General features: G+C 72.5%; 20 protein-coding genes and 2 pseudogenes. 15 read left to right on the top strand and 7 right to left on the bottom strand.

What is annotated here, in order from left to right; genetic code table 11:
* A pseudogene (locus ACZ619_RS15285) lies at positions 1 to 383 on the top strand (hypothetical protein); the annotation flags it as partial.
* 1,328 nt (positions 384 to 1,711) lie between these two features.
* Here the strand turns inward: ACZ619_RS15285 and ACZ619_RS15280 are convergent.
* Together ACZ619_RS15280 and ACZ619_RS15275 are read right to left on the bottom strand one after the other, a co-directional pair.
* The gene (locus tag ACZ619_RS15280; RefSeq protein ID WP_469598739.1) at positions 1,712 to 1,939 is read right to left on the bottom strand and encodes a DUF7848 domain-containing protein; all 228 of its coding nucleotides are present in this window, start codon (positions 1,937 to 1,939) and stop codon (positions 1,712 to 1,714) included.
* Positions 1,936 to 2,298, bottom strand: a complete 363-nt coding sequence (locus ACZ619_RS15275) for a hypothetical protein (protein WP_469598737.1) — start codon at positions 2,296 to 2,298, stop codon at positions 1,936 to 1,938. The genes ACZ619_RS15280 and ACZ619_RS15275 overlap by 4 nt, the downstream gene beginning before the upstream one ends.
* A 318-nt stretch (positions 2,299 to 2,616) precedes the next feature.
* On the opposite strand from ACZ619_RS15275, the gene ACZ619_RS15270 reads away from it, so the two are divergent.
* From ACZ619_RS15270 to ACZ619_RS15260, 3 genes and pseudogenes are all read left to right on the top strand, one after another.
* Positions 2,617 to 3,333, top strand: a complete 717-nt coding sequence (locus ACZ619_RS15270) for a DUF5919 domain-containing protein (RefSeq protein ID WP_469598735.1) — start codon at positions 2,617 to 2,619, stop codon at positions 3,331 to 3,333.
* Complete coding sequence (locus tag ACZ619_RS15265) at positions 3,326 to 3,793, top strand: NUDIX hydrolase (RefSeq protein WP_469598733.1); 468 nt, start codon at positions 3,326 to 3,328, stop codon at positions 3,791 to 3,793. Before ACZ619_RS15270 ends, ACZ619_RS15265 begins: the two co-directional genes overlap by 8 nt.
* Positions 3,794 to 3,869: 76 nt before the next feature.
* Positions 3,870 to 4,145 (top strand): annotated as a pseudogene (locus ACZ619_RS15260) (ATP-binding protein); the annotation flags it as partial.
* A 2-nt stretch (positions 4,146 to 4,147) separates the two neighbouring features.
* Here the strand turns inward: ACZ619_RS15260 and ACZ619_RS15255 are convergent.
* Entirely contained in the window at positions 4,148 to 4,963 is an 816-nt protein-coding gene (locus tag ACZ619_RS15255; RefSeq protein WP_469598731.1) for an aminoglycoside phosphotransferase family protein, read from the bottom strand.
* 183 nt (positions 4,964 to 5,146) lie between these two features.
* Between ACZ619_RS15255 and ACZ619_RS15250 the strand changes: the two genes are divergently transcribed.
* The 7 genes from ACZ619_RS15250 (at position 5,147) to rbsD (ending at position 13,478) form a co-directional block, all read left to right on the top strand.
* Positions 5,147 to 6,052, top strand: a complete 906-nt coding sequence (locus tag ACZ619_RS15250) for a CPBP family intramembrane glutamic endopeptidase (RefSeq protein ID WP_469598729.1) — start codon at positions 5,147 to 5,149, stop codon at positions 6,050 to 6,052.
* Positions 6,053 to 6,186: 134 nt separating this feature from the next.
* Entirely contained in the window at positions 6,187 to 6,972 is a 786-nt protein-coding gene (locus tag ACZ619_RS15245; RefSeq protein WP_469598727.1) for a VOC family protein, read from the top strand.
* Between the two features lie 680 nt (positions 6,973 to 7,652).
* Complete coding sequence (locus ACZ619_RS15240) at positions 7,653 to 8,672, top strand: LacI family DNA-binding transcriptional regulator (protein WP_469598726.1); 1,020 nt, start codon at positions 7,653 to 7,655, stop codon at positions 8,670 to 8,672.
* Entirely contained in the window at positions 8,669 to 10,189 is a 1,521-nt protein-coding gene (locus ACZ619_RS15235; protein WP_469598724.1) for a sugar ABC transporter ATP-binding protein, read from the top strand. Before ACZ619_RS15240 ends, ACZ619_RS15235 begins: the two co-directional genes overlap by 4 nt.
* Positions 10,179 to 12,116 (top strand): ABC transporter permease/substrate-binding protein, encoded by a 1,938-nt coding sequence (locus ACZ619_RS15230; protein WP_469598722.1) that lies wholly within the window; start codon positions 10,179 to 10,181, stop codon positions 12,114 to 12,116. Before ACZ619_RS15235 ends, ACZ619_RS15230 begins: the two co-directional genes overlap by 11 nt.
* A 73-nt stretch (positions 12,117 to 12,189) precedes the next feature.
* Entirely contained in the window at positions 12,190 to 13,092 is a 903-nt protein-coding gene (locus tag ACZ619_RS15225) for a ribokinase (protein WP_469598720.1), read from the top strand.
* Positions 13,089 to 13,478, top strand: a complete 390-nt coding sequence (gene rbsD / locus ACZ619_RS15220; protein ID WP_469598718.1) for a D-ribose pyranase — start codon at positions 13,089 to 13,091, stop codon at positions 13,476 to 13,478. The genes ACZ619_RS15225 and rbsD overlap by 4 nt, the downstream gene beginning before the upstream one ends.
* A 351-nt stretch (positions 13,479 to 13,829) precedes the next feature.
* On the opposite strand, the gene ACZ619_RS15215 is transcribed toward rbsD, so the two are convergent.
* Complete coding sequence (locus ACZ619_RS15215) at positions 13,830 to 14,132, bottom strand: hypothetical protein (protein ID WP_469598716.1); 303 nt, start codon at positions 14,130 to 14,132, stop codon at positions 13,830 to 13,832.
* A gap of 201 nt (positions 14,133 to 14,333) precedes the next feature.
* Here ACZ619_RS15215 and ACZ619_RS15210 point away from each other — a divergent pair, with 201 nt between their 5' ends.
* From ACZ619_RS15210 to ACZ619_RS15195, 4 genes are read left to right on the top strand one after another with little or no spacing between them, the layout of a single operon-like run.
* Entirely contained in the window at positions 14,334 to 14,717 is a 384-nt protein-coding gene (locus tag ACZ619_RS15210; protein ID WP_469598714.1) for a CU044_2847 family protein, read from the top strand.
* Positions 14,718 to 14,720: 3 nt separating this feature from the next.
* The gene (locus ACZ619_RS15205; protein WP_469598712.1) at positions 14,721 to 16,907 is read left to right on the top strand and encodes a VMAP-C domain-containing protein; all 2,187 of its coding nucleotides are present in this window, start codon (positions 14,721 to 14,723) and stop codon (positions 16,905 to 16,907) included.
* A 2-nt stretch (positions 16,908 to 16,909) separates the two neighbouring features.
* Positions 16,910 to 17,854, top strand: coding sequence for an AAA family ATPase (locus ACZ619_RS15200; protein ID WP_469598763.1), 945 nt, complete (start codon positions 16,910 to 16,912; stop codon positions 17,852 to 17,854).
* 2 nt (positions 17,855 to 17,856) lie between these two features.
* The gene (locus ACZ619_RS15195) at positions 17,857 to 21,486 is read left to right on the top strand and encodes an SAV_2336 N-terminal domain-related protein (protein ID WP_469598711.1); all 3,630 of its coding nucleotides are present in this window, start codon (positions 17,857 to 17,859) and stop codon (positions 21,484 to 21,486) included.
* A 21-nt stretch (positions 21,487 to 21,507) separates the two neighbouring features.
* Here the strand turns inward: ACZ619_RS15195 and ACZ619_RS15190 are convergent, their stop codons facing one another.
* From ACZ619_RS15190 to ACZ619_RS15180, 3 genes are read right to left on the bottom strand one after another with little or no spacing between them, the layout of a single operon-like run.
* Positions 21,508 to 22,308, bottom strand: a complete 801-nt coding sequence (locus tag ACZ619_RS15190; RefSeq protein ID WP_469598761.1) for a sugar phosphate isomerase/epimerase family protein — start codon at positions 22,306 to 22,308, stop codon at positions 21,508 to 21,510.
* A 32-nt stretch (positions 22,309 to 22,340) separates the two neighbouring features.
* Positions 22,341 to 23,492, bottom strand: a complete 1,152-nt coding sequence (locus tag ACZ619_RS15185; protein WP_469598709.1) for a dihydrodipicolinate synthase family protein — start codon at positions 23,490 to 23,492, stop codon at positions 22,341 to 22,343.
* Positions 23,489 to 24,640 carry a Gfo/Idh/MocA family protein gene (locus tag ACZ619_RS15180; RefSeq protein WP_469598707.1) on the bottom strand — a complete coding sequence of 384 codons (1,152 nt, stop codon included), beginning with the start codon at positions 24,638 to 24,640 and terminating at the stop codon, positions 23,489 to 23,491. The genes ACZ619_RS15185 and ACZ619_RS15180 overlap by 4 nt, the downstream gene beginning before the upstream one ends.
* Positions 24,641 to 24,761 lie beyond the last annotated feature (121 nt).

Raw genomic sequence — 24,761 nt, 5'->3', positions numbered from 1 at the left:
CAACGCCGACCCGAGATCCTCGACGGCTTCATAGCCGAGACCGAACTCGGGCTGGAGCCCCCGTAGCCCTGTCACCCCACCCTTTCAACCTCAGCGGCAAGGTCAGCCCCGAGTCGTTCTTCGCCATCGTGCCCGGCCTGGAGACCCAGGAGAAACAACTGATCGCCAGCCTGAGCAAGGCCCGCCGCGACCAGGCCGACCGCGACCAGCGGCGCAAGAGCCCCGAGCAGATCCGCGCCGAGTGGGAAGACGCCACCACAGCCGGTAAACGCGCCATCCTTGCTCAGTACTTGCAGGCTGTCATGGTGCATCCGGCACGGCGCATGGGACGGGGCTTCGACCACGAGGCGATCGTGCCCGTATGGAAGCCCCTGCCGCAGTAGCGGCCGCCGCACAGCAGTGAGCCCCGATGGCCATCACGGTCACCGGGGCTCAGCCCTATTCAAGCTCGATATCTCGCTGTCCCAGTATCGCGCGGGTCTTACGCCACTGTTCGGGCGTTATCTTCGGGGCCCGCGCCACATGCTCAGAAAGCCACTGTTCACGGGTCAGACGCTGAGCGCGGGACGACTCATCTTCACTCCCTCCCTCATGGTCCCCCTCTGAGCGGGCTTGCAGACGTTTTCTGCGCGCCTGCACGACGGAACACCCGACCGGAACAGACGCTGCAGCGGATGTACGGGTTTTGCGCGTGGTGCTGTTGCCGAAATCGGCGGGCATGAAGTGGCCTCCAGAGCCTCAAATCGGGAAGTAGGTAGCGGGTGTTCATGGTTTTTCTCCTTTGCGCTTGTTGGGCGCTATAATCCATGCGCCCCGATCAGGCGCAGCTAACTTTCCTTCGATTATACGAATTGCCGTCGACGCGGGCCTATGAGTTTTCCGTAAGCACGACTCGATAGAGTTGGCCAGGCGGCGATAAATCCGTGCCGGAATCGGCCGGAATGAAGCCTGAACCGTCACGAGCAGCAATAACTAGATGACCATCCCGCCAACGGCCGCCGACAGACCATCAGTTCATGGAGTCCGGCAACCGCCCAGGGAGTACGCCCGCAAGTCCACGCAGACCGCACCGGCGCACCAAACCAACATCCAGGAGCCCGCCCAACACCACTGCGCACCGACCTTCCGGCGCACAGGGAGAAGGCTCGGAGCAGCGCGCGACCGGATCGGCGTAACTTTTCTCTACTTACTCAAGGGCGCGCCTTCGGCGCGCCGCGCGGCCTGTGCCGCCCGGCCCGGCGTGCGGCCTTCGGCCGGTCCGGTCCGGCGGCAGCCGCGTGACGACCGCAAGCAGCCCCGAGTGTGCGAACGTCACTCCGGCCAGATCGGTCGAACTCTCCTTCTCTTTCCTTAAAGGCGGCGACCGTGGCGAGTCCGGTCACCGGGCTGGGGCCGACGGCCTCCGAGGCTTGAGGCAGCCACCATGGGGCGAGCCTCCAAGAACAGGGGGCCGATCGGGCTATCGCGGGCAGGTCCCAAGAGACTGCCCGATCCGCCGGGCAGCGTAAGGCCCCCTGTTCTCTCGCCCCATGGCAGCTCCCGCCCCAAGCCTCTCCGGCCGGCGGCGTGGCCACAGCGCGCCATTACCCGAGCCAGGACCAAGCACCCCGGAAAACGGGAGAGCCCCGCCCGTTGCGCCACGGGGGAGGACGCACGGGCGGGGCGGCCGACCCGCTGAACGTTGTTACTCGCCGTCGCTCAGCGGGTCGGGTCATTCGTCCCGGGTGACGCGGGCGTGGTCGGTCGCGACACGGCGGAAGAGGTCATGGCCCGTACGGCCGGTATGACGCAGGCACCAGTCCTGGGCCGTTTCCTGTTCCTCTTGGGGGCCGGATGTCTCGTCGCACCCGGACGCCACGCAGAACGCTTCGAAGATGACCCCGCCGTCCGGTACATGCCGGATCGTGTGGGGCACGTAGCGCAGAACGACGCGGCTCATGCGGATGCCTCAACGGGCCGTGCGAGGTCGTCTTCGTCCTCGTCATCGATCACGTCGGGGTCATCCCAGGCGGGATCGGGCAGGCGTGCGCCCCGGCTCTCCGCGACGCGGTGCACGTCGGCGAGAGCCTCGGTCAGCTGAACGGCCAGCAAGTGGAGTTCGCCCTGAGTCCACTTGCGCCCGTCAAGGATTCCCCTGGCTTCCTTGACGAGGTCGGCGGCCAGGCCGAGTTGCACCGCCTCCATGTTGTCCGCGAGGCGCGAGAGATAGCTTCCGGCGCCGTCCCCTGCGAGGTAGCAAGGCTTGCCTTCCGGACCCGCCCACGGCAGGAGTCGCACTACGTTGATGTGTCCGCTCACGCCGACGCCTCCACACCGTGGTTCAGGCGCGCGGACTCGTGGTACCTCGGAGAAGAGAGCCGGAGCCGCAACGGCGACTCGGCGAAGCGGGCGATACCTTGGCTCATGTCGACCTGCTCTTTCAGGTTGTCCATGCCCCCGGGCCGTTCGCGCGGTCGCGGGGGTCTCGTCTCTCACCACACTTCCGCCCCTGGCGGTGCGTTCCTACTGCGTTCCGCGACCGTTAGGCACGGAGCACGTCTACCGTGTGAAGCGTGCCTAACGTCCCTGGGGGTACCAGTGAATGAGGCTCTACGCCGTGCGATGCTCCAAGCCCGCATGACAGACCGTCAGTTGGCGGAGAAGTGCGACGTCGATATCAAGACCGTCGGCCGATGGATCACCGAGACCGGGCGGGTTCCCCGTGCCCGTCACAGGTGGGCCGTCTGCGAAGCACTCGGGGAGGACGAGGCGGTGTTGTGGCCAGCAGCAGCGAAGAAGGCCATCAAGGTCGGTCCGGACCGTGAAGTCGTGTCCGTCTATCCGTACCGGTCCGGTTGCCCGGCCTCTCTGTGGCGGTCGCTGATCACCAAGGCCGAACGAGAGCTGACCTTCGCCGGGTACACCAACTACTTCCTGTGGCTGGAACAGGCCCGGTTCGGCACCGCGCTGCGGCGGAAGGCCGCACAGGGGTGCCGAGTCCGGTTTCTGATCGGTGACCCCGACAGCGATCTCACGCGGTCGCGTGAGCAGGATGAAGACGTGGCGCTCACTCTCTCTACCCGTATTCGCGTGACGCTCGCCGAGCTTGAGAAGATCAGAAGCCAGCAGGGCATCGAGGCGAGGTACAGCGACGGACACGCCCACCTGTCCGTGTTCCGCTTCGATGACGACATGATCGTCACGCCGTTGCTGACGCATCGGGTCGGACACGATGCCCCCACACTGCATCTGCGTCGTCACCAGGACGACGGCATGTTTGATCGCTTCGCGTCGCACGTCGACGAACTGTGGAACCGGGGCACTCCGGTATGGGAAAGGGAAGCCGATGGCTAGGCGCGATTACGAGGACGATCCCGACGCCCCGGGCGCGAACAGCCTGGTTCCCGCCGCCTCCACGGTCGTTGTCGACGACTCCGGGCGCATCCTCCTCCAGCGTCGTCGTGACAACGGCATGTGGGCCCTGCCCGGCGGTGCCATGAACATCGGAGAGTCGCTGCCTGACTGTGCCGTCCGCGAGACCCGCGAAGAGACCGGTTACGAGGTCGAGATCGTCGGCATCGTCGGCACGTACACCAACCCCCGCCACGTCTTCGCCTACGACGACGGCGAGGTACGGCAGGAGTTCTCCATCTGCTTCCTGGCGCGGCCCGTGGCCGGGCAACTGGCGGTGTCCGAGGAGTCCACGGATGTTCGCTGGTTCCAGCCCGAAGAGGTCGACACGCTTCCGATGGTCTCCAGCATCCGCAAGCGCGTGAACGACTGGCGCGACGGGAACATGCCCGCAGCCCGGTAGCCGGAAGAGGCGGTAACCCGGCACCCCCTCCTGACCTGCACTGATTGGGATCCTTTAGAGCACACTTTCGCAAGTAGCTTGCGAGCTGGTGTCCAACGCCGTACGGCACACCAAGGGGCCGGCCGCGCTGCGGGTGCGATGGGCGCCGCCCGGCACCTTGCGGATCGGGGCGTGGGACGCCGATCCCGAACCGCCGCGGGCGCCGGTGCCGTTGGAGCGGATCGGGGAACTGGACGAGGCGGGGCGCGGGCTGATGCTCGTACGGACGTGCTCGGATCTGTGGGGGTGGCAGCCGCTGTCCCGGTTCGGGAACCGGGGGAAGTTCGTGTGGTGCGAGCTGGCCGCGGCCTAGCCTCAGGTCTCCTCCAGCACCGCCCGGATGACGTGGCGGGCCGTGCCGGCCATCGCCGGGTTCGTGTCGCGGTAGTACGGGAGGGCGATCAGTGCCTGGGAAAGGGTCCGGGCGCGGCCCCGGGTCCAGGCCGGGTCGCCCACCCCCGCACAGCCGAAGTCGATCACCGCGGCCAGTCTGCCGTCGTCGTCGAGCAGCAGGTTGCCCGGCATCAGATCGGCGTGCAGCCACACCGGCGGCCCGTACGGGTCCGGGGTCAGCAACGCCTCCTCCCATACTGCGGTGACGGCGTCGCAGTCGACGTTCTCCCCCGGGATCAGGCGTAGTTGCCCGATCGCCGCCCGGGTCGCCGCGTCGAGCGCGGTGAGCGGGCCGCCCCGGTACGCCGACGGCGGCGGCTGTAGTGTCACGCTCCGCATCGCCGTCACGAAGGCGGCCAAGTCCTCTGCCAGTCCCGCCGGTTCGGTCAGCGCACCCGCCTCGGGGAGCTTCCCCGGCAGCCACCGGTACACCGACCACGGCCACGGATATCCCGGCGCGGGCTCCCCGGCCCCCAGCACCTCGGGGATGCGCACCGGCAGAAGGGGCGCGAGGCGGGGCAGCCACTCCCGCTCCCGTGACACGTCCCCGGCGCCGCCCCGTACCAGCGGCAGCCTGACGACCATGTCGTCGCCGAGCCGGTACATGGCGTTGACCGTGCCCCCGGACGGCCAGCGCCGCACCGCGAGCCCCGCCCAGCGGGGGAACCGACCGGCGACCAGGCGCCGTACGAGGTCGTCGTCCACATCGCTCACGTCGTCCACGTCGTCCACGCTCATGGCCGTCGATACGACCATCGTCCGCCCGTGGTCGTCAAAGGCTTTACGCGGGCCGGGTACAGCCTGCTGTACCGCGAGTCGGGGTGTGCGCGGCAATGATCCGCGGGGGCCGCGCTGGTGTGCTGGAGGTGTCGGGGGCGCGCCTCCCGGACCACCCCGCCCCGCCTCCCGAAGGGAACACCCGTGACCCTCACCGACCTCACCCCGCAGTCGCCGCAGCCCCCGCAGCGCACGGCGCCGCTGCGGGACGGCATCCGACGGCGTCCGCTGATCTGGTTCTTCTCGCTGGCCATGACGCTGAGCTGGCTGGCCTGGACGCCGTACGTGCTGTCCGGGAACGGGCTGGGGATCTGGCGCTTCACCTTTCCCGGCGGGGCCCTCGGGAGCCAGTTGCTCGGGGTGCTGCCGGGGGCCTACCTCGGGCCGATCGGGTCGGCGCTCTTCGTCACCGGGATGACGGAGGGGCGGGCCGGGCTGCGCGCGTGGCGGGGGCGGATGACCGGGCTCCGGGTGCGGTGGCGGTGGTTCGCGCTGGTCGCGGTGTCCGTGCCGGCCGCGCTGACCGTCGCCTCCGCCGCGCTCACCGACCAGGACCCCGTGCTGCCGCCCGCCGCCGTGCTCGCCGCGTACGTCCCCGGGCTGGTCCTCCAGATGGTCACCACCGGACTCGCGGAGGAGCCGGGCTGGCGCGAGTTCGCGATGCCGCACATGCAGCGGCGGTACGGCGCCCTGGTCGCGACCCTCGTCGTCGGGGTGCTGTGGGGCGCCTGGCACCTGCCGCTGTTCCTCACGGAGTGGGGCGGCGGACCCCGGGTGAGCCCGCTGCGGCCGGCCGAGTTCATGGTCACCACGCTCGCCTTCAGTTTCGTGATGACGTGGGTCTTCAACCGGTCCGGCGAGAGCATGCCGCTGGTCATGCTGCTGCACACCAGCGTCAACAACTACTTCTCGGTGGCCTGGTCCGACATGTTCCCGCACGGCGGCGCGCAGGACACCACCCGCGCCTTCCTGCTCGCCTCCGTGCTGGCGGCGGCCGTGCTGCTGGTCGTGACCCGGGGACGGCTGGGGCTCCCGGCGGGCCGGCGGTGAGACCCCGTCGGCCGGGCGATGAGACCCCGTCGGCCGGGTGGCGGGATCCGCGCCGGACGGTGAAGGTGGGCCGGGGGGACCTTCCCGCGGGGACCTTTCCGCGGGCACCTTTCCGTGCGCAGGGAGTGCTGGACATGCCCGAGATCACTGCTCCGTACGCGACCGGCACCCCGTGCTGGGTCGACCTGATGGCGAAGGACCAGCAGGCGGCGCTGGACTTCTACCGTGACCTGTTCGGCTGGCAGGGCGAGGTCGGCTCGCCGGAGTTCGGCGGGTACGCCGTCTGCACGCTCCACGGCAGGCCGGTGGCCGGGATCGGCCCGGCGATGGCGCCGGAGGGCCAGCCGGAGCCGCCCACCGTGTGGACCACCTACCTCGCCTCGACCGACGCGCAGGCCACCCAGGACCAGATCGTCTCGGCGGGCGGCACCCTGCTCGCCCCGGCGATGGACGTCGGCTCCCTCGGCCGGATGCTGATCGCCGCCGACCCGCAGGGCGCGGTGTTCGGGGTGTGGCAGCCGGTCGACTTCCACGGCGCCGGGCTGGTCAACGAGTCGGGCGCGCTGATCTGGAACGAACTGAACACCAGCGACGTACCCGCCGCCACCGGCTTCTACGGCGAGTCCTTCGGCATCGAGATCCAGCCGATGGAGGGCGCCGAGGACAGCTACTGGTCGCTCACCGTCGGCGGGCGGGGCGTCGGCGGCGTGGCCCAGGTCGGCGAGGACCGGCCCGGCACCCCGGCGCACTGGCTGACCTACTTCGCGGTGGACGACGTCGACTCCACCGTGGACGCGCTGGTCAAGCGGAACGGCACCGTGTTCGCACCGCCGTTCGACATGATGGCCGGCCGCATGTCCGTGGTCGCCGACCCCCAGGGCGCGGTCTTCGCGATCATCAAGCCGAAGCCGATGGGGTAGGGCGCACCGGCGCAGAGCACGCGGAGCGCGCCCGCACCCGCACCCGCACCCGCACCCGCACCCGCACCCGAGAACGCCGACGCGGCGCGCGCAGAACGCGCCCGCGCCCGAGAGGCCGGCTCCTGAGCAGCCCCCTCTCCCCTCATGTCGACGCACCCCGGCTGCCGCGCCGCTCGTGGACCGACCACGGCGGCGGCGAGAGCACCGAGGTGGCCTACCGGGTCGAGCCGTGCGGCGACGGCGTGCGGCGACGGGACCCGGTTCACCCACCGCCCGCACCGGGTTCACCGGCGTGGGCGGTTTCCGCATGGCCCGGGTGCCCGGCCGGGCGCGGCGGACGATGCCGGCCGACCGCCGGGCCGCCAGCCACCCCTTGACGACCGCCAGGCTGCCAGCCACCCCGCGACGCCCCTTGACCGGCCTCGCCACCCTTGACGCCCTCTGACCAGCCTCACCACCCTTGACGCCCTCTGACCAGCCTCACCACCCTTGACGCCCCTTGACCGGCCTCGCCGCCCTCGGTCGGCCGCGGTCAGCCGGTTCGGCGCGGGTCACGATTGGGTCTCAGCAGCTGCCACCCCCTTGCCGCACCCCCGTGTAATCGATTCCAATCCTCGTTACGCGCAAGCGTGTAATCGATTCCACGGGTTCCATGAGTTCCACGAGGAGGTGGAGCGGCGATGGCGAGCATCAAGGACGTCGCCGCCGAGGCGGGGGTCTCCGTCGCCACGGTGTCGCGGGTCCTGAACGACCATCCGTCGGTCAGTGACGAGGCCCGCGCCCGGGTGCTGGCCGCCGTCGAGGCGCTGGGCTACCGCCCGAACGCCGTCGCCCGCTCCCTGCGGACCGACCAGACCCGCACCCTCGGCCTGGTCATCAGCGACGTGATGAACCCCTACTTCACCGAGCTGGCCCGCTCCGTCGAGGAGGAGGCCCGCGCGCACGGCTACAGCGTCATCATCGGCAACGCCGACGAGCGGCCGGAGCTCCAGGACCACCACGTCCGGACGCTGCTGGACCGCCGTATCGACGGGCTGCTCGTCTCCCCCACCGACGGCGGCTCGCCGCTGATGCTGGCGGCGGCGCGCGGCGGGACGCCGATGGTGTTCGTCGACCGGTGGATCCCGGGCGTGGACGTGCCCGTGGTGCGGGCCGACGGACAGGCCGCCGTACGGGACCTCGTCGCGCATCTGCACCGGCTCGGGCACCGGCGGCTCGCCATCATCGCGGGACCGGCGGCCACCACGACCGGACGGGAGCGCGTGGAGGCCTTCCGGGAGGCGCTCGCCGCGTACGGCCTCGGGCTGCCCGACGCCTACATCGGCCAGGGCGACTTCCAGGCCGAGAGCGGGCGGCGGGTCACCGAGGGCTTCCTCGACCTGCCCGAGCCGCCCGAGGTCGTCTTCGCCGCCGACAACCTGATGGCGCTCGGCGCGCTGGACGCGGTCCGGGCGCGCGGGCTGCGGGTGCCGCACGACATGGCGCTGGCGGCCTTCGACGACATCCCGTGGTTCGTGCACACCGACCCGCCGGTCACGGCCATCGCCCAGCCGACGGGCGAGCTGGGGCGCGCCGCCGTGCGCGCGCTGATCGACCGCATCGAGGGACGGCCGCCCCGGTCCGTCACCCTCCCCGCCCGGCTCGTCGCACGCCGCTCGTGCGGCGAGCCGGTCCCCCCAGTGCGAAGGAGCACGTCGTGAGCGACCCGGACGAGTTGCTGCGTATCGAGGGCATACGGAAGTCCTTCCCCGGTGTGGTCGCGCTCGACGGCGTCGACTTCGATCTGCGCCGGGGCGAGGTGCACGTGCTCCTCGGTGAGAACGGCGCCGGGAAGAGCACGCTGATCAAGATGCTCTCCGGCGCCCACACCCCCGACGAGGGACGCATCCTGGCCGCCGGCGAGGAGGTGCGCATCCACGGTGCGCAGGACTCCGAACGCCTCGGTATCGCCACCATCTACCAGGAGTTCAACCTCGTACCCGACCTCACGGTCGCCGAGAACATCTTCCTGGGACGGCAGCCGCGCCGCTTCGGGATGATCGACCGCAAGCGGATGGAGGCCGACGCCGAGGTGCTCCTCGCGCGCGTGGGCGTCGACGTGTCGCCACGCGCGCGTGTCCGCGAACTCGGCATCGCCCGGCTCCAGATGGTCGAGATCGCCAAGGCGCTCAGCCTGGACGCGCGCGTGCTGATCATGGACGAGCCGACCGCGGTGCTCACCTCGGAGGAGGTGGAGAAGCTCTTCGTGATCGTGCGCCAGCTGCGCGCGGACGGGGTCGGGATCGTCTTCATCACCCACCACCTGGACGAGATCGCCGCCCTGGGCGACCGGGTGACCGTCATCCGGGACGGCAGGAGCGTCGGGCAGGTGCCCGCCACCACCCCCGAGGACGAGCTGGTGCGGCTCATGGTCGGGCGGTCCATCGAGCAGCAGTACCCGAGGGAGCGGGCCGAGGCCGGTGCCGCGCTGCTCTCCGTGCGGGGACTGACCCGGGACGGCGTCTTCCACGACGTGAGCTTCGAGGTGCGCGCGGGCGAGGTCGTCGGGATCGCCGGGCTCGTGGGCGCCGGCCGTACGGAGGTCGTGCGCGCCGTGTTCGGCGCGGATTCCTACGACGAGGGGGCCGTGGAGGTCTCCGGCACCGCCCTGCGCCGGTACGACGTCAACGCGGCCATGACGGCCGGGATCGGGCTCGTCCCGGAGGACCGCAAGGGGCAGGGGCTGGTGCTCGACGCCTCCGTCGAGGAGAACCTCGGGCTGGTGACCCTGCGCAGGGCGACCCGGGCCGGGATCGTCGACCTGAAGGGCCAGCACGTGGCCGCCGGGAGGATCGCCGGGCAGCTGGGCGTGCGCATGGCGGGTCTCGGGCAGCAGGTGCGCACCCTGTCGGGCGGCAACCAGCAGAAGGTCGTCATCGGCAAGTGGCTGCTCGCCGACACCAAGGTGCTGATCCTCGACGAGCCGACCCGCGGCATCGACGTCGGCGCGAAGGTCGAGATCTACCAGCTGATCAACGAGCTGACGGCCGCCGGAGCCGCGGTGCTGATGGTCTCCAGCGACCTGCCCGAGGTGCTCGGGATGAGCGACCGGGTGCTGGTGATGGCCCAGGGCCGGATCGCGGGCGAACTCTCCGCCGACGAGGCAACCCAGGATTCCGTGATGGCGCTCGCCGTCAGCAACCCCACTACCGACAAGGAGGCCGGACGTGGCCACTGACACGCTCAGGAACAGCAGCACGGGCGCCGGTGGCGTGCGCCGGCTGCTCCTCGACAACGGCGCGCTCACCGCGCTGATCGTCCTCGTCATCGCCATGTCGGCGCTGTCGGGCGACTTCCTCACCGCCGACAACCTGCTCAACGTCGGCGTCCAGGCCGCCGTGACCGCCATCCTCGCCTTCGGCGCGACCTTCGTGATCGTCGCGGCCGGCATCGACCTCTCGGTCGGCTCGGTCGCGGCCCTCTCGGCCACCGTGCTGGCCTGGAGCGCGACCTCGCACGGGGTGCCGGTCGTCCTCGCGGTCGTCCTGGCCGTCGCCACCGGCCTCGCGGCCGGTCTCGTCAACGGCTTCCTCATCGCCTACGGCAAACTCCCGCCGTTCATCGCGACGCTCGCCATGCTGTCGGTGGGCCGCGGCCTCGCGCTGGTCATCTCCGACGGCTCTCCGATCGCCTTCCCCGACTCGGTCTCCCACCTCGGCGACACGCTCGGCGGCTGGCTGCCGGTGCCGGTCCTCGTCATGGTCCTCATGGGCCTGATCGCGGCCTTCGTGCTCGGCCGCACCTACATCGGGCGCTCGATGTACGCGATCGGCGGCAACGAGGAGGCCGCCCGGCTGTCCGGGCTGCGGGTGAACAAGCAGAAGCTCGCCATCTACGCCCTGTCCGGGCTGTTCGCGGCCGTCGCCGGCATCGTGCTCGCCGCCCGGCTGTCCTCCGCCCAGCCGCAGGCCGCCAACGGCTACGAACTCGACGCCATCGCGGCCGTCGTGATCGGCGGCGCCTCGCTGGCCGGCGGCACCGGCAAGGCCTCCGGCACGCTGATCGGCGCGCTGATCCTCGCCGTGCTGCGCAACGGCCTCAACCTGCTGAACGTGTCCGCGTTCTGGCAGCAGGTCGTCATCGGTGTCGTCATCGCGCTCGCCGTGCTCCTGGACACCGTGCGCCGCAAGGCCGGGGCGACCCCGGTGGCCGCCGGGACCGGCGGGAACAAGGGCAGGCAGGCCGGGACCTACGCGCTCGCCGCCGTCGTCACCGTGGCGCTGGTCGCCGCGACCTCGCTCCTGCACACCGGCTCCTCCTCGGCCGCCCCGAAGATGGGTCTGTCGCTGTCCACCCTCAACAACCCGTTCTTCGTGCAGATCCGCTCCGGCGCCCAGGCCGAGGCGAAGAAGCTGGGCGTGGACCTGACCGTGACCGACGCCCAGAACGACGCCTCCCAGCAGGCCAACCAGCTCCAGAACTTCACGAGTTCGGGCCTCGACGCGATCATCGTCAACCCGGTCGACTCGGACGCGTCGAGCAACTCCGTGCAGTCCGCGGGCAAGGCCGGCATCCCGGTCATCGCCGTCGACCGCGGCGTCAACAACGCGAAGACCGACGCCCTGGTCGCCTCCGACAACGTCGCCGGCGGCGAGCTGGCGGCGAAGACGATCGCCGAACGGCTCGGCGGCCACGGCAAGATCGTGATCCTCCAGGGCCAGGCCGGCACCTCCGCGGCCCGCGAGCGCGCGCAGGGCTTCGCGAGCGGCCTCAAGGCCTACCCGGGCATCCAGGTGGTGGCCCAGCAGCCCGCCGACTTCGACCGCACCAAGGGCCTCGACGTGATGTCGAACCTGCTCCAGGCGCACCCGGACGTCCAGGGCGTCATCGCCGCCAACGACGAGATGGCCCTCGGCGCGATCAAGGCGCTCGGCTCCAAGGCCGGCACGTCGGTCCCGGTGGTCGGCTTCGACGGCACCCCGGACGGCCTGACGGCGGTCAAGAAGGGCACGCTGTACGCGTCGGTCGCCCAGCAGCCCTCCCAGCTCGGGAAGATCGCCGTGGACAACGCGCTGAAGGCGGTCGAGGGCAAGAAGGTCGAGTCGACGGTCAAGGTCCCGGTGAAGGTGGTCACCAAGGACAACGTGGCCGGGTTCACGGGCTGATCCGTCAGGGAGGCGGCCGGGCCGTCGCAGCACGCCCCGGCCGCCCCGATCCATGCGCATAGGGAGTCATGTGATGTACGACTACGACCTGCTGGTCGTGGGATCGGCCAACGCCGACCTGGTGATCGGTGTCGAGCGGCGTCCGGCCGCCGGGGAGACGGTGCTCGGCGGGGACCTCGCCACGCACCCCGGCGGCAAGGGCGCCAACCAGGCGGTCGCGGCCGGGCGGCTCGGTGCCCGCACCGCCCTGCTGGCCCGGGTCGGCGACGACGCGCACGGCAGGCTGCTGCTGGACTCGCAGCGCGCGGCCGGGGTGGACACGGTGGGCGTGCTGGTGGGCGGGGCGCCGACGGGCGTCGCGCTGATCACCGTGGACCCCTCGGGCGACAACAGCATCGTGGTCTCGCCGGGCGCGAACGGCCGGCTCACGCCCGCGGACGTACAGGCCGCGGGCAGCCTCTTCCACGCCTCCCGGGTGGTCTCCGCACAGCTGGAGATCCCGCTGGAGACGGTCGTGGAGACGGTGCGGAGCCTGGCCCCGGGCAGCCGGTTCGTCCTCAACCCGTCCCCGCCGCGGCCGCTTCCGGAGGAGGTCCTCGCGGCCTGCGACCCGCTGATCGTCAACGAGCACGAGGCGAAGGTGATCCTCGGCGAGGCGTGCACCGGCGGCGAACCGGCCGACTGGGCGCGCCTGCTGCTGGCGAAGGGCCCGAAGTCGGTGGTGGTGACCCTGGGCGCGGAGGGCGCGCTGGTCGCCGACGGCGAGGGCACCCGGTCGGTGCCGTCCGTGAAGGTGGACGCGGTGGACACCACGGGCGCCGGGGACGCGTTCACGGCGGCCCTCGCGGTACGGCTCGGGGCGGGCGCGCCGCTCGCCGAGGCGGCGGCGTACGCGGCCCGGGTCGGGGCGGCGGCGGTCACGAAGCGGGGCGCGCAGGAGTCGTACCCGACGGCGGCGGAGGTCGAGGCGCTGTGAAGCGGGCGGGGATCCTGAACCGCCGGCTCTCCGGGGCGCTCGCCGGGCTGGGGCACGGGCACGGGGTGCTGGTCTGCGACGCCGGGATGCCGATCCCGAAGGGGCCGCGGGTGGTGGACCTCGCCTTCCGGGCCGGGGTGCCGTCCTTCGCCGAGGTGCTGGAGGGGCTGCTGGCCGAGCTGGTCGTGGAGGGTGCGACGGCCGCGACCGAGGTCCGCGAGGCCAATCCGGCCGCCGCCGCGCTGCTGGACGGGCACTTTCCCGGCCTGGCGCTGGTGCCGCACGAGCGGCTGAAGGCCCTGTCGGCGGACGCCCGCCTGATCGTCCGTACGGGCGAGGCCCGGCCGTACGCGAACGTGCTGCTGCGGTGCGGGGTGTTCTTCTAGGGGGCCTCCGGAGCCGGCGGGCCGGAAGGACCCGGCGGGCCGGAAGGACCCGGCGGGCCGGAAGGACCCGGCGGGCCGGACGATTCGAGGGGCCCGGTCCGTCGACCGGGCCCCTCGGCCTTCCCCTCCGTATCAGAACCCCCGCGATCCCCCCGGATCCCCCTCCGAAAGTTCTGATACCGGGTGAGACCGGCGAGGTGGGGGCAGGGTTGTACGGCGGTCCAAGATTTTCCGCGGCAAGGACAGGTGGCCCATGGGATCCATAGGATCGGCCGACGCGTGAGCGTCCCGAGGGCACCTGCCCCACCCCGGATCGGACGGGGTGGGGCAGGTTCTCAGGGGTTACCGGGGTCAGCGGACCGTGACGGCGACGGTCTTGGACACGGTCTTGCCGTCCTTGACCCGCAGGACCTCGCGGCCCTTGTCGTCGAACGTGCTCACCAGCTTGAAGCCGCCGGCGTCGTTGAGCTTCGCGGACGCGGGCAGCGACACCCACGTGCCGCCGTCCTTCAGCTGGAGGGTCACCTTGCTGCCCGCCTCGATGCCGGTGGCGTGACCGGTGAAGGTGACGGAGTCGCCGAGCTTCACCGCCGTGGCACCGGCCGCGACGAGCGCGGCGGAGGCCACGGCAACGGCGGCGATACGTGTGTTCACCAACCGACAGGTGAACCACAGCAAATTGGCAGGACGTCATTTCCTGAACAGGAGAAGACAAGGAACGCCTGTGTGAAGAGGCCCTCACAGGGGATTTCCCGAGGGGTTGCCACCCCGGGGCCGTCGGCCGAACCGGCACCGGAGAAACGGGATTTGTCCCTCCGGCTGCCCGACGGGCCCGTGATCGGCACAATGGCAGGCGTGTCGGACTTCAGCGAACTCCAGTTGGCCGACGGGACGGTAGTGCGGTTCGAGCTCACCCCGGGGGAACGGTCGGCCGCCCCCGCTGAGCCGTCCGGCGACCTCCCGGACGGCATGGGGGCCACCGTGCCGGTGTCCCGGGGCGGGCGGCCCCTCGCCGCCCACGCCGTAGAGACGCTGCGCAGCACACTGCGTCCGCTCGGGCCGTTCCTCCAGGAGGTGCACGACGCGGTGTCCGACTCCCAACGGCCTCCCCAGGAGGTCAGCGTCACCTTCGGCGTGCAGGTCGGGCAGGACCTCAGACTCGGCATCGTCGGAGGCAACGGCCAGGCGCACCTGACCGTCTCGGCCACCTGGCGGCCCGGCACCGGCGCCACGGACTGACCCATGGGCTGGTTCTCCAAGCCCGACCGCTCGGCCTCGGCCGACCCGCGGCACTGCGTGGTCTCGGTGCTGGACCCCTCCCGGCCCACCAGCGTGGGCGCCGGGGTGATGCTCACCCGGGACCACCTGCTGACCTGCGCCCACGTCGTCAACGACGCGCTGGGCCGCGGACCGTTCGACGCGCGCCGGCCGGCCGACCACACCGTGCGGGTCGCCGTGCACGGCGTCACCACCACGGTCACCTACGCCGCCCGGGTCGCCCACTGGGTGCCCCCGCGCCGTCGGGACGGCACCCCCGGTGCGCCGCGGAACGAGGACCACGAATGGCTCGGCGATCTGGCCGTCCTGCAACTGGAGGAGGTCCCGAGCCGGGCCGTGGCGCTGCCGCAGTGGCTGCCGATGACCGTCGGCCAGTCGCTGCGCGCCTGGCACAGCAGCGGGTTCAGCCACTCCTTCGCCGACGTACGCGTCAAGACCTGCGACGAGGCGGTCGGTTACGTCGACGGCGACGCCACCGGCATGGCCATCGGCCCCTCCTACAGCGGCGGCCCGCTGTGGTCGGTCGGCAGCAACGCGGTGGTGGGCATCGTCGCCGGGCACGTCATGCCGCCCCACGACCCCGTCGACGGCCGGCCCCTGCCGCACAGCACCCAGCACATCGCGCGGCGCAGCTGGGGCATCCCCTGGCAGCGCATCGAGGCGGAGCTGCGGGCGGCGGGCGCGGCCGCGCTGTTCGACGCGCCGGAGCCCGACCCGGACGACCCCGCCTTGGACGTGCTGGTGGACCTGGTGGACCAGCACATGCCGCTGGCGATGCGGCGCATCGACTACGCGCAGGCCGTGGCGGAACAGTGCGGGTACGACTGGCTCGACGACCGGTCCGCGCCCACCCCCGAGGAGTTCGCGGGCCTGCTGCTGACCGAGCCGAGGGCACTGGCCGCACTGGTGGAGCTGCTGCGCCGCCGTGAGCCGAGGGCCGTGGCGCCGCTGCTGGCGGCCGGCCGGCTGTCCCCCGTGCCCCGGCTGCTGTCGCCGCGCGAGCACCGCAAGCTGATGCGGCAGCTGGACACCCTGCCCGGCACGCTGCGGGCCAGGCTGCCCGAGGTGGTGCGGGCCGCGCTGCCGCTGGCCGCCGCGATCCCCGACGGCACGGTCCAGGCCGTCATGGACCACCTGGAGTGCCTGCCGGGCGACAGCCGGACGGAGGCGGACGGACTGCGCGTCCCGGGCCTGCTGCGGGCCGTCGAGTACCTCGCCGCCCTCGCGCCGCCCGCCGCGCAGGGGTCGCTGCGGCTGTGGACGATGTCGGTCGTGGACCGGCTGGGCATCCCGGCCACCTCGCTGGTCGAGCGCCGTACGGACGCCGAGGAGTGGGCGCGCGCGCAACGCGAACGGACCGCTCCCGCACGGGTGACGGCCCGCGTGGAGCGGGCGGACGCGGACCGCTACCTGCTGCGGGTGTGGTGCGACGAGGGCGGCGGGCCCCGGCAGACGTCGGCGGCGGCGGACACACCGCACTCCGGCGCGGAGGCCGGCCGCGAACTCCTCAAGGTCCTGGAGTCGTTGTACCGGGCCACGCCCGAACGGGGGCGGCCGGTGCTGGAACTCCTCGTCGACCGGGACGACCTCAACCTGTCGGTGGACGAGTGGGGCCTCGCCGACGGCACCGGCGACGGCACGCCGGCCGGGGTGTTCGGCCCGGACGAGCTGCCCGCGGTGCTCGGCGCCGAGTTCCCGGTGGTCGTCACCTGCCCGGAACTCCTGCACCGGCACGAGCGTTTCCATCCCGACTGGCGCCACCGCTGGAGACTTCTCGACTCGGACGCCCTGCTGACGTTCGACGACCCCGCCCAGGGCCGCAGCGAGGTCTACGGCGCCCTGCTGGCCGACAAGGACGCCGTCCGGGTCGCCGTGGACGTCCCCCCTCGCTCACGTGACGAGATCGTGCAGACGTGTCTGATGATGGGGGTGCCCGTGGTGATGTGGGACCGCGGCCGGCCGGTCCGTTCGCACGCGCTGGCCCGGCTGTCGATGGTGCCCGTGCGCGCACTGCCCGAGGGCACCAGGGCGTACCGGGCGATGAGCCTGGGCAGTCCCCGGCAGTACGCCGGCCGCCCCGTCCTCGCCTGGTCGGACGCGGACCGCTCGGTGCCCCGGTTGCAGCTGGCCGAACCCCAGGAGAACGCATGAGCATGTCGGCACACGGCAGTTGGCGGATCTTCCGCGGGGACGGTGTGGCCCGCCCGGTCACCATGCCCCCGGCCCCGCCCTGGCGCCGCTTCCGGGCCGCCGGCGGCGCTTCCGGGCCGCTGCCCTATCTGGTCGCCCCCGAGCACGCGGACGTCGTCAACGCGGCCCTGCACCTGCGCCGCCCGCTGCTCGTGACCGGGCCGGCGGGCACCGGCAAGTCCTCGCTGGCCCGTGCCGTGGCGCACGAACTGAGCCTGGGCGAACTGCTGCGCTGGCCGGTCAACAGCCGCTCCAGCGTGCAGGAGGCGCTCTACCAGTACGACGCGATCGGCCGGCTGCGCGAGACCACGCTGAGCCGGGACCGGGGCGAGTCGGAACCCGGGATCGGCACCTTCGTCCGGCTCGGCCCGCTCGGTACCGCGCTCGCCCCGCACGGCACACCCCGCGCCCTGCTGGTCGACGAGATGGACAAGGGCGACGTCGACCTGCCCAACGACCTGCTGACCGTGTTCGAGGAGGGCGTGTTCGAGATCCCCGAACTGGCCCGGCTGCCCGAGGAGATGGCGGACGTCGAGGTCCTCACCGCCGATCACCGGGGCATGGTGAGGGTGCGCCAGGGCCGGGTGGAGTGCACGGAGTTCCCCGTCGTCGTGATCACCAGCAACGGGGAGCGCGACTTCCCGCCCGCGTTCCTGCGCCGCTGTATCCGCCTCGCCCTGCCGATGCCCGACGAGGAGCGGCTGCGGGCCATCGTCGCCGCCCACCTGGGTCCGGAGATCCTGCCGGAGGTGGACGACCTGCTCCAGGCCTTCCTGCGGCGCCGCGCGCCCGGCGAACTGGCCACCGACCAGCTCCTGAACGCCGTGTTCCTGCGCACCAACGGCGTGGACCTGGACGCCGACGGGCTGCTCGACGCGGTCCTGCACCAGCTCACGGGAACGGTCTGACCGTGCCGGGGGCCCGGGGGGAGGCCGGGGACACCGGGGCGGACCGGCTCGGTGCGCTGCTGGGCGTGCTCAAGGGCGTCGGGTACGACCTGGACCCGCAGGAGGTGCTGGACGTGCTGTGGCTGGCCGGCCGGCTGCCGCGGGACGGGCACGACCAGCCGCTGCCCCGGATGCTGCGCCGGACCGTGCCGGCCGCCCGCCCCGCGCCGCCGGACCGGCCGGCACCGCGGCCGGAGCCCGAGGTGGAGCCGGAGCCCTCGCCGTCCGAGCCCGACCTGCCGCCGCTGACCATGCCGGAGCTGCACGCGGCACCGCTGCCCCCCGCGCTCCCCGACCTGCCGACGTCCCTGCCCCGGCCGGACCCGGGCCGGCCGGCGCTCCCGCTGCTCGTGCCGGAGGAGAAGGCGCTGCGCGACGAACTGGTCATCGGGCGGGCGCTGCGCCCCCTGAAACGGAAGCGGCCGAGCCCCCGGCTGCGCGAGGTGGACGAGGCGGCCACGGCCGCCCAGCTCGCCGAGACCCGGCTGCCGGACGTGGTCCTGCGGCCGCGGCGGGAGCGCTGGCTGAACCTGGTGCTGGTGGTGGACGACGGTCTGTCGATGCTGCTCTGGCACCGGCTCACCGCCGAACTCCTGACGAGCATGCAGCGGATCGGTGCCTTCCGGTCGATCCACGTACGCGGCATCGACACCCGCGCGCCCGGCGGGCCGGTGCTGCGCGGGCACCCGTTCGACCCGGACAGTTCCCAGCAGTCGCCGTCCATGCTGGTCGACCCGTCCGGGCAGACCCTGGTCTTCGTCGTCAGCGACGGGATGGGCTCGGGGTGGCGCAGCGGCGCGGTGCACGACGTCCTGATGGAGTGGGCGGCGGGCGGTCCGGTGGCGATCCTGCACACCCTGCCGCCCGCCCTGTGGGACGGCTCGGGCATCCAGGCGGACCGCTGGCAGGCCACCACGCGCCGGCCGGGGGGCGCGGCCACCTCCTGGCGGATCACCGACCGCGTCCTGCCGATCGACTTCGCCGGTCTGCCCGTGCCCGTGCTCCAGCCCACGGCCGCCTCCCTGCGCACCTGGACCGAGCTGCTGACCTCGCCGGGCACCACCGTCGAGCTCCCCCTGCTGGCCCGTCCCCGGCGGCTCGCCCCGGTCGCCTCCCGCCAGGTGGGCAGCCTCCAGCACTTCCGGGACGCCGCCTCGCCCGAGGCCTACCGGCTGGCCGCCCACCTGGCCGCCGTCTCGCCGCTGACCGTGCCGGTGATGCGGCTGGTGCAGTCCGCGGTGCCGTGGCAGGCCCGTACGACCCATCTGGCGGAGGTCTTCCTGGGCGGCCTCGTCCACCCCTACCCCGCGCCCGTGCCCGGCCCGCTGCCCGCCAAGCACCGCGTCTTCGACTTCACCGAGGAGTGCAAGACCGCCCTGCTGGACGCCGTACCGAGCGGCGAACTCCTGCGCACCAGCCGGCGCATCGGCCGACGCCTTGAGCAACTGGCGGGCCGTTCACCGGACTTCCCGGCCTGGCTCGCGCATCCCGAGGGGGTGGACCGGCTGCCTGCCGGCTCCTCGTCCTTCACCGCCGTGGAGCGGCGGCTGATGGCCCGCTTCGGGGTGAACGCCCCCGCGCCGGCCGCCCCCGAGGCGCCGCCCCGGGTGGTGCGGCCGCCGGTGTGGAACGCGCTGACACCGCAGGATCCGACCACGCTCGGCCCCTACGCGCTGCGGGGCCGCCGTCCCGGCCGGCGCACCGTCGTCTACCTCGGCCAGGCCCCCGGCACCGGGGAGGCCGCGCTGCGCGTCGCACGGCCCGAACTCCCGGCGTCCACCGCCCGCCTGCTGGACACCGAGGCGGAGGCGCTGCGCCGGATGGGCGGCCGGTACGCCCCCGAACTGCTGGACACCGGCCAGGACGGCAGGGTCCGGTGGATCGCCGTGGGACTCTTCCCGTCGGCCGGCGGCTCGAACGCCCAGCCGCCCCGGCTGAGCGATCTGCTGGCCTACGTCGGGCCCGACCAGCTGGGCGCCTTCGACCTGCTCACCAGCCTCCAGCTCGGCTTCCACCTGGCCAGCGCGCTGAGCATCTGCCACCTCAACGAGCTGCTGCCGGCCGACCTCTCCGCGGACTCCGTGGTGGTGCTGGAGCGCACGGTGCTGCTGACGGGGCTGTCGGACTGCGCGATCGACGGCGAGTACCACGGGACCGGCGCACCGCCCACCAGGCCGGGCACGATCAGGGAGCTCGGCGAACTCCTGCGGCTGGTCAGCAGCCGTCCCCGGGCCCCGCTGCGGGGGCTGCCGGAGGGCATGCACCGCTGGTCGGGCGATACCTGGCAGCCGCTGCGGGACCTCGTGCTGCTCTGCCTGGACGCGGATCCGGCGGCACGCCCGTCGGCCGGCGAGGTCGCCGACAAGCTGGCCCAGTACGTGGCGATCGCGGCGGCCATGCGCGGCGGACAGTCCGGGCCGCCCGCCGGCGCCCCCGTCGCGGAACGCGTCCGCACCGAGGCACCCGAACTGCTGCCGGGCGAGCGGCGGACGGCCGAACTCGAACGCCGGACCCGCGAAATGCTCCGCCAGGTGACCGAGGCCCAGCGCTGGACCGAAGCCCGACTCACGGACCACGAAGCCCAACAGACCCCGGACGAGACCGCGCAGCGCCCCGGACCCCGGCAACCGGACGAAGACTCCCGGCAAGGGGTGACCGAAGCCGACCGACAGACGGCGGACGAGGGTCGGCGGGCGGCGGATCGGGGCGGGCGGCGGGACGGGGACGCGGAGCCGTCGACCGGGAGTGGTTCTCCGTCGGACGGGGGTGGGGCTCGGGGGCCGTCGTTCGGTTACTTCGGGCGGGCGGGGCGGGCGCACAGGCTGGCGCTGGTGCGGCGCCCGCTGCGGCGGAGCCGCCGGATCACCCTGGTCGGTGTGCAGGCGCACTCCGGGCGGGCCACCACCACCGTCGTCCTCGGTTCGCTCTTCGTCGCGCTGCGCGGGCAGCCCGCGCTGGCCCTGGACGGCGCGCCCAACACCGGCGACCTGCACGGCCACCTCCCGCCCACGGCGTCCGCACCGCCCCGCCGGCTGGCCCAGCTGCCGGCGGACGCCCCGTACGAGGAGGTCCGCCGGCACACCGGCAAGCTGCCGTCGGGGCTGGAGGTGCTCGCCCGCCGCGCCCTGCGGGCCACGCCGAGCCCCGCCTACGCCGACGAGTACCGCCACATCCTGTCCCTGGCGGCCCGGCACTACCCGGTCGTCCTGACGGACTGGGCCGGCCGGTTCGACGCGTCGGCGGACGTCGTGCTGGAGCACACCGACCAGCTCGTGGTCTGCTGCACACCCGAGCACGGCACCACCGCCGTCGAGGAGATCCTCGACGGGCTGCGCGACAGGGGCTGGGGAGCCCTCGCGGACGGCGCCGTGGTGACCGCGACCCTCAACGTGGTCAACCAGTCCCTCTCCGGCGTCGCCCGCTCCGGGCTGGCCGACCGCCACCGGGACCTGATCGTGGTCCCCTACGACCCCCACCTCTCGATGCCGCGGGCCCTGGACCTCTCCAGGCTCAGGTCCCGTACCGCCAACGCCTTCCTGGACCTCGCGGCCCTGGTCATGACGGAGCCGGATGCGCCGGGCGAGGGGCGCTGAGCCGGGTCGCCCGGCGGCCCGCTACGGGTTCGTGTGCTGCATGAAGCGGTGTGCGGTCTCGGTCAGGACCTCGCGGCCGTCCCGCGCCCACAGCCCGTCGTTGAAGAGTTCGACCTCGATGGCGCCGCTGTAGCCGGCCGCCTCCACGTAGCCCTGCCACTCGCGCATGTCGATCGCGCCGTCGCCGATCTGGCCACGGCCGTTGAGGACGCCCTCGGGCAACGGGGTCGTCCAGTCGGCGAGCTGGAAGGTGTGGATGCGGCCGCCCGCGCCGGCCCGGGCGATCTGCGCGGGCGCCTGGTCGTCCCACCAGATGTGGTACGTGTCCACGGTGACGCCGACCTGGTGCGCGGGGAAGCGCTCGGCGAGGTCCAGCGCCTGGGTGAGGGTGGAGACCACGCAGCGGTCGGAGGCGTACATGGGGTGCAGCGGCTCGATGGCCAGCCGGACGCCGTGCCGTTCGGCGTAGGGGCCCAGCTCGGCGAGGGCGTCCGCGATGCGTTCCCGGGCGCCGTGCAGGTCCTTGGAGCCCGCCGGCAGACCGCCGGAGACCAGTACGAGGGTGTCCGTGCCGAGGGTCGCGGCCTCCTCCACGGCCCGTCGGTTGTCGGCGATGGCGGCGGCGCGCTCGGCCGGGTCGATCGCCGTGAGGAAGCCGCCCCGGCACAGGGTGGTGACGGCCAGGCCCGCCTCGCGGACCAGCTTGGCGCTCGCCTCGACGCCGTACGACTGCACCGGCTCGCGCCACAGGCCGACGCCCGGCACGCCCAGTTCCAGGCAGGTGTCGACGAGTTCGGGCATCGACAGCTGCTTGACGGTCATCTGGTTGATCGAGAAGCGGGACAGGTCGCCGGTCACTGGTCGACTCCGTACAGGGAGAGCAGGTTCTTCATCCGCTCCTGGGCCAGCTTCGGGTCCGGGAACAGGCCCAGACCGTCGGCGAGTTCGTAGGCGCGGGCGAAGTGCGGGAGGGAACGGGCCGACTGGAGGCCGCCGACCATGGTGAAGTGCGACTGGTGGCCGGCCAGCCAGGCCAGGAAGACCACGCCCGTCTTGTAGAACCGGGTGGGGGTCTGGAAGAGGTGGCGGGAGAGCTCGACGGTGGGGTCCAGCAGACGGCGGAAGCCCTCCGCGTCGCCCGTGTCGAGGACCCGGACCGCCTGTGCCGCCAGCGGGCCCAGCGGGTCGAAGATGCCGAGCAGCGCGTGGCTGAAGCCCTGCTCGTCGCCGGCGATCAGCTCGGGGTAGTTGAAGTCGTCGCCGGTGTAGCAGCGGACGCCCTCGGGCAGACGGCGGCGCAGGTCGACCTCGCGCTGCGCGTCGAGCAGGGAGACCTTGATGCCGTCGACCTTGTCGGGGTGGGCGGCGATGACGTCGAGGAAGACGTCGGTGGCGGCGTCGAGGTCGGAGGAGCCCCAGTAGCCCTCCAGCGCCGGGTCGAACATCGGGCCGAGCCAGTGCAGGACGACCGGCTCGGCGGCCTGGCGCAGCAGGTGGCCGTAGACGTCGAGGTAGTCCTCGGGGCCGGAGGCGGCCGCGGCCAGGGCCCGGGAGGCCATCAGGATGGCCTGGGCGCCGGACTCCTCGACGAGGGCGAGCTGTTCCTCGTAGGCGGCCCGGATCTCGGCGAGCGTGCCGCCGGTGATCTGGTCGGTGCCGACGCCGCAGGCGATCCGGCCGCCGACGGCCTTGGCCTCGGCGGCGCTGCGGCGGATCAGCTCGGCCGCGCCCGCCCAGTCCAGGCCCATGCCGCGCTGGGCGGTGTCCATCGCCTCGGCGACACCCAGGCCGTGCGACCACAGGTGGCGGCGGAAGGCGAGGGTGGCGTCCCAGTCGACGGCGGCGGGCGAGTCCGGGGACACGTCGGCGAACGGGTCGGCGACGACGTGCGCCGCCGAGAAGACCGTACGGGAGGTGAAGGGCGTGCCCGGGGTGAGGGCGAGGGGTTCGGTGCGCGGCTCGTACGGGCGCAGCGTCCCGTCCGGGGCGGGGAGCCGGATGGTCACAGCGAGATCTCCGGTACGTCGAGACGGCGGCCCTCGGACGAGGACTTCAGGCCCAGCTCGGCGAGCTGGACGCCACGGGCACCGGCCAGCAGGTCCCAGTGGTAGGGGGCGTCGGCGTAGACGTGCTTGAGGAAGAGCTCCCACTGCGCCTTGAAGCCGTTGTCGAACTCGCCGTTGTCCGGGACCTCCTGCCACTGGTCGCGGAAGACCTCGGTGGCGGGGATGTCCGGGTTCCAAACCGGCTTGGGGGTGGCGCTGCGGTGCTGGGCGCGGCAGTTGCGCAGGCCGGCGACGGCCGAGCCCTCGGTGCCGTCGACCTGGAACTCGACGAGTTCGTCGCGGTTGACGCGGACGGCCCAGGAGGAGTTGATCTGGGCGATCGCGCCGCCGTCGAGCTCGAAGACGCCGTAGGCCGCGTCGTCGGCGGTGGCGTCGTAGGGCTTGCCGTTCTCGTCCCAGCGCTGCGGGATGTGGGTGGCGGTGAGGGCCTGGACGGACTTCACGCGGCCGAACAGCTCGTGCAGCACGTACTCCCAGTGCGGGAACATGTCGACGACGATGCCGCCGCCGTCCTCCGTGCGGTAGTTCCAGGACGGGCGCTGCGCCTCCTGCCAGTCGCCCTCGAAGACCCAGTAGCCGAACTCGCCGCGGACGGAGAGGATCCGGCCGAAGAAGCCGCCGTCGATGAGCCGCTTCAGCTTGAGCAGGCCGGGCAGGAAGATCTTGTCCTGGACGACACCGTGCTTGATGCCGGCCGCGTCCGCGAGGCGGGCCAGCTCCAGGGCGCCGTCCAGGCCGGTGGCGGTCGGCTTCTCGGTGTAGACGTGCTTGCCGGCGGCGATGGCCTGCTTGATGGCCGACTCGCGGGCGGAGGTCACCTGGGAGTCGAAGTAGATGTCGACCGTCGGGTCGGCGAGGACCTCGGCGACGTCCGTGGAGATGTGCTCCAGCCCGTGGCGGTCGGCGATCTCGCGGAGCGCGTGCTCGCGGCGGCCGATGAGGATCGGTTCCGGCCACAGCACGGTGCCGTCGCCGAGGTCGAGACCGCCCTGCTCGCGCAGGGCGAGGATGGAGCGGACGAGGTGCTGGCGGTAGCCCATGCGCCCGGTCACGCCGTTCATGGCGATACGCACCGTCTTGCGTGTCACGTGATTCCCTTCGTCCGCGTGCGTCTCAGCAACGCAGCAAGCGCTTTCTATATATACAGAAGCTAGCCTTTGTGCACTGGTCTGTACAAGACCGTGACGGGGTCGAGTTGTTCGAGGGGGC

The organism is Streptomyces sp. NPDC104367 (assembly GCF_055583825.1).
The sequence above is the reverse complement of the archived record's forward strand: the minus strand, read 5'-3'. Positions and strand labels throughout refer to the sequence as shown.